Raw genomic sequence first — 4,609 nt, forward strand, 5'->3', positions numbered from 1 at the left:
AGGAAAGCGCCACGCTCATGCCCCCGAACCGGCCGAGCCGCTACCATGTCCGCTTCCGGCTCCTCTCGGGGCGCGTGTCGCTCCCGAGAAAGAACCGTCAGGAGGCGGCCGCCGAGCTCCTTCAGGGCTACGTCGACGAACTCGAACATGCGCTGCGCGAAAGCCCCATGGACTGGTTCAACTTCTACGACTTCTGGCGCCGGCCCGGCGTGACCGAGGACCGCGCCGACAACGACACCGACCACAACAAGAACAACCAAGCATGATCGTCAAGTACTTCACCATCGTCGCCGGCTGCGTCGGCGTGCTGGGCATCTTCGGAGGGCTGATCCTGCCCGATCCGGCTCACGCCGCTCAAGCCGCCGAAGCCCCGACGACCTCCTCCGTTTCGAGCGCGCCGACGGGCGCGCTCACGCTCGACGCTCTGGCTCGCGGACTCTCCCGCCACGAGATCGTCTCGGGGACGTTCACGCAGGAGCGGACGCTGAAGGGCTTCCCGAAGCCGCTCCAGTCCTCGGGCCACTTCGTCTTCGCCGCAGGGAAAGGCGTCCTCTGGGCGATCGACAAGCCTTTCCCGTCCGAGGTGCTTCTCTCCGAGAAGGCGATCTCGACCCGAAACGACTACGGCACGGAGACGCTCTCGGCCGCGGACATTCCGCAGCTCGAAGTCGTCAACCGCTTCGTGATGGAGTTGGTGTCGGGGCGCTACGAGGCGCTGGACGACGCCTTCACGACGGTGCTCACGGGAACGGCCGCCGACTGGCACCTGACGCTCGAGCCGAAGGCCGGGTTCGTGAAGTCGGTCTTCTCCTCAATCGAGGTCTCCGGGGACGAATACCCCCGCGCGATCACGTTGGTCACCAAGGACGGCGAGACGACCCGCGTGCGGCTTGCGGACCAAAAGCCCTTGGACGCCGTGCCGGAAGCCTTGACCGGGCTGAAGTGACCGTGGGACCGGGTGACTTCGGGCGTGCGCCCGATGAGTCCGACCCCAAGAACAAGACGAGCCTGTCGCAGCGCGTGCGGCAGGCTCGTTTCTTGGGCGCCTCCCCCGACGACCGGCAGCAACCGGATGAGGACGGCGCGTTCGGTGGGCGGAAGGCGGATAGAAAATGGGGGCGATCGTAACCAAGCCCGATCGCCCCCTGAGAGACCCAGATACACGCGGCGAAGAGGAGAGGCTTCGCCTTGTACGACATGTCCCATCTGAAACGGTTTCCCCTCCGTTTCGGGTGATGGGCTGGTCAGCTGGCGCGACCCCTGCGCCGTGTTGCCGACCGTCGTCGTGTTCCGTTGACTGAAGTATGCCTCATGCCTCACTCAGATGCAAGTGATTCTCATCCGCAAATGTTTAAAACTGTTTCCGAGTAAATTGCTCAACTATTTGCTTCGCCATAGGGAAAAGCGCGAAGCTGGGTACTCAGGATGCTTTCAAGAGCGTGAAAGATACGCGGATCGGTTGGGTTATGACGGTCGAAATCCCTTGATCGATGCGGGTTCAGGAATGCGGGGTGCGGCGGCGAAGATCCCTGACCGTCATGTTGCGTCGGCGTGGCGCGGAATGTGCTGACGGATGGGCGCTTGGATGAGCGGGCGGATGAACGGCGGCAAGGCGGCGCAGACCGCGACGGGGCCGCGGCGGCCGGCAGCCGTCGGATGTGCGTATGAGCGTATGGATGGTCGGTTGGACGGTCGGCGGGACCGTCGGCCGGACGCCGTATGCCGGCCCCGGAAATGGAGAAGGCCGCGATCGTTGTCCGGACGATCGCGGCCTTTCCTTATAGACCCCGGTAACACGTCTGCAGGAAGGAGAGAGCCTGCTTGAGACTTGAAGCGAGCCGCCCGGTTTCCCCTCCGGGTTGTGGTTCGCCGACCGATCAGCACGACCCCTTGTGCTTTTGGCGTCGGTCGTCTTCGTGTTCCGTTGAGACGTACTGTACGGGTAAAGCCCTTCCCGATGCAAGTGATTCTCATCTTCAAATGTTTCGCTTTGTGTCCGCCGCCCTCCGGCCCGCGACCGACTTCGAAGCGGCCAGAGGATCCTTGCAAACGTCGGCCGGAAGCCCTCCGAATCCCGCGCCAAAGTTCGCCGCGAGCGTGTAGGATGAGCCTCATCCAACGTCATTTCTCAGGAGGAGACGACCCATGTCCGAACTCGTTCCGGGCGCCGCCGCGCCCGCCTTCACGCTGCCCTCCGACGCCGGCACCGACGTCTCGCTCGCCGACTTCGCCGGCCGCAAGGTGATCCTCTACTTCTACCCGAAGGACAACACCTCGGGGTGCACCATTGAAGCCCAGCAGTTCCGCGACGCGCTCGCGCGCTTCGCGGCCGCGGGCTACGCCGTCCTCGGCGTCTCGCGCGATTCCGTGAAGTCGCACTGCGGCTTCCGCGACAAGCAGCAGCTCAATTTCCCGCTTCTCTCCGACAAGGAGGAAGTCGTCGTGAACGCCTACGGCGTTCTGAAGGAAAAGATGATGTGCGGCCGCAAGTGCTTCGGCATCGAGCGGAGCACGTTCGTGATCGACGAAGCCGGGAAGCTCACGCACGTTCTTCGCAACGTCAAGGCGAAGACCCACGTCGAAGAGCTCCTGAAGCTCCTCGAAGTGGCGTAACGCACGCCGCTCCGGCTGAAGTCCCGCCACGCTCAACGGCTCCGCGGCCCGACGGCCCCGGGGCCGTTTTGCTGAGATGCCGGACGACGGCCCCGGTCTTCAGAGGCGTCGGCTGAAGAGCCCGTGCTGGTTGCAGTACCAGTAGAGGACCCCGCGCCCGCGGCTGAAGAAGCGCACCTCGACCGTGCTCTCCGGAAAGAGCTTCACGAGCTCGAACCGGTCGCCCGTCACGTACGCGACGAACGAGAGATGGTGCTCCTTCGTCATCGGATGCGCCGTCGTGACGAACCACTCGTGTTCGATTTTCTCCACCGTGACCTCGTGGGCCTCGTCGACCGGTTCCGCCTCGAGTTCCGGGAGCGTGATTCCGCAGCAGGAGACGTGCGCCGACCCCGTCGCGCGGACGACGTTCCCGCAGACGGGACAGACGTAGAGCTCGGATTTCAACATGTTCGACGCGCGGTTGACGTTCACGACCGCTTCGCCCGAGAGGAGCTCGGGGACCGAGACTTCGAGCGTTTTGGCGAGGCGCTCGACGAGCGCGATGCTCGGGAAGCCTTTGCCGGTTTCCCACTTGGAGACCGCCTTGTCGCTCACGAAGAGCTTCGCCGCGAGCTCGTGCTGCGTCATGCCGCGCTTCTCGCGAAGCGCCCGGATGGCGGCGCCCGTCACGTAGGTGTTCATGGTGTTGGTTCCGTTCGTTGGTGAGCCCGAAAGGTAGCACCGGGGCAGAGAGACCCACAACCTACGTTGCGTAGAGGCCCCGGACGGCCGGGCATCAGGGCGTCCTCGGACCTCCACCGCATCAACCTTAACGCTTTTAACCTTCACAGCGTTTGGGTTAGGCTTGAAACACTTCAACCACCCCGACGGAGGCCTCTCATGCAATTCTTCGGCCGAGCGTACGAGCTCGAACGGCAGGAGCCGCAACTGTTCGTCCGTGCGGCCGTACATGGGCGCGCGGCCGTCGTTGAAGATCCGCTCCAGGGCGGCGGCGTCCGAGCCGCACATGATGAGGAGCGCCCGGGTCGACTTCCGCTTCGAATCCCAAAGGTGTTGGAGCCGACCCCAAAAGTCGGGCTCCTCCCGGTCCAAGCGCTGGCACTCGTCCACGACGATGACGGCGGGATCGTCCCGGGTGAGCTCCACGGCGGTCCGGAGGACTTCAAAGGGCGTTTCGCCGAGCGTGCTCGCGGAGAACCCGAGCGCCCGGCTGAGGACGCCCGACCAAAGGGCGGCGATCCGCCGGGCGGAGGAACCTTCCGGGACGAAGAAGTGAACGTACCGGATGCCGTCCCGCCCGCGGAAGGCCTGGTGCAGAAGCGTGGTCTTGCCGACGCCGCGCCGTCCCGTCAGTGCGACGAGGCGCGATTCGCTCTTCCGGACGACCGTCGTCCATAGGGTCTGCAACCCTTCACACCGAAGGAGATGGTCGGACTTTTCCGGGCCGCCGCCCCGAAGGCCGTGCCCCGCGACCTCCTCACGATCTACGCGATGACGGGCGGCATTCCCCGATACTTGAACATGCTGGCCGAAGCCGAAGCGCTCACGGCGGAGAAGGCCGTCCGGTACTTCTTCAGCAACGCGGGCGAGATGTTCCGTTCCGACGGCCTGCGCTGCCTCGCCGATGAATTCGGGATCGAAAGCCCGGTCTACCAGGACCTCCTCGACAAAATCGTCGAGGGACGAACCCGATGGTCCGAGCTCCAGGAAGGGAACGGCCCGGACGTCGCGGCGTACCTGAAGCGCCTGGAGGCCTTCCGGATCATCCGCAGGCTGACGCCCTTCGCGTCCGGGCGCCGACGGGGATTGACGCGTTGGGAGATCGTCGAGCCGCAGTTCGACTTCTTCCTCCGCTTCGGCCGGCCCGCCTATTGCCTCGGAGGCCCGACCACGGACGACTGCGGCGAGTTCGAGGCCGCGTGTCTGGCGGCTTTGCCTCAGCACCTTGAGCGCGTGCTCAAAGTCTGGTTCCGGCGGGCATGGCTTGAGAGCG

The 4,609-nt window shown here is 64.9% G+C and carries 4 protein-coding genes and 1 pseudogene; 4 read left to right on the forward strand and 1 reads right to left on the reverse strand.

The window, feature by feature from the left end:
- The 3 genes and pseudogenes from HMPREF9440_RS11380 to bcp form a co-directional block, all read left to right on the forward strand.
- Positions 1 to 266: pseudogene (locus tag HMPREF9440_RS11380) on the forward strand (hypothetical protein); the annotation flags it as partial.
- A complete protein-coding gene (locus tag HMPREF9440_RS04375) occupies positions 263 to 946 on the forward strand; it encodes an outer membrane lipoprotein carrier protein LolA (RefSeq protein ID WP_008541858.1) in 684 nt (227 codons plus the stop codon). The pseudogene HMPREF9440_RS11380 and the gene HMPREF9440_RS04375, both read left to right, overlap by 4 nt.
- A 1,199-nt stretch (positions 947 to 2,145) precedes the next feature.
- Complete coding sequence (bcp, locus tag HMPREF9440_RS04380) at positions 2,146 to 2,613, forward strand: thioredoxin-dependent thiol peroxidase (RefSeq protein ID WP_008541861.1); 468 nt, start codon at positions 2,146 to 2,148, stop codon at positions 2,611 to 2,613.
- A gap of 99 nt (positions 2,614 to 2,712) precedes the next feature.
- Here bcp and HMPREF9440_RS10975 read toward each other — a convergent pair whose 3' ends face one another.
- Positions 2,713 to 4,023 (reverse strand): helix-turn-helix domain-containing protein, encoded by a 1,311-nt coding sequence (locus HMPREF9440_RS10975; protein WP_008541862.1) that lies wholly within the window; start codon positions 4,021 to 4,023, stop codon positions 2,713 to 2,715.
- Positions 4,024 to 4,041: 18 nt separating this feature from the next.
- On the opposite strand from HMPREF9440_RS10975, the gene HMPREF9440_RS11385 reads away from it, so the two are divergent.
- Positions 4,042 to 4,609 (forward strand): ATP-binding protein (locus HMPREF9440_RS11385; protein WP_040763565.1); only part of this gene is annotated, 568 nt, incomplete at its 3' end.

It is taken from the genome of Sutterella parvirubra YIT 11816, assembly GCF_000250875.1.
In the GTDB taxonomy this organism is placed as follows: Bacteria; Pseudomonadota; Gammaproteobacteria; order Burkholderiales; family Burkholderiaceae_F; genus Sutterella; species Sutterella parvirubra.

Coding starts and splice junctions, on each gene's coding strand:
- HMPREF9440_RS04375 (WP_008541858.1), top strand. CDS start 263: ATGATCGTCAAGTACTTCACCATCGTCGCCGGCTGCGTCGGCGTGCTG.
- bcp (WP_008541861.1), top strand. CDS start 2,146: ATGTCCGAACTCGTTCCGGGCGCCGCCGCGCCCGCCTTCACGCTGCCC.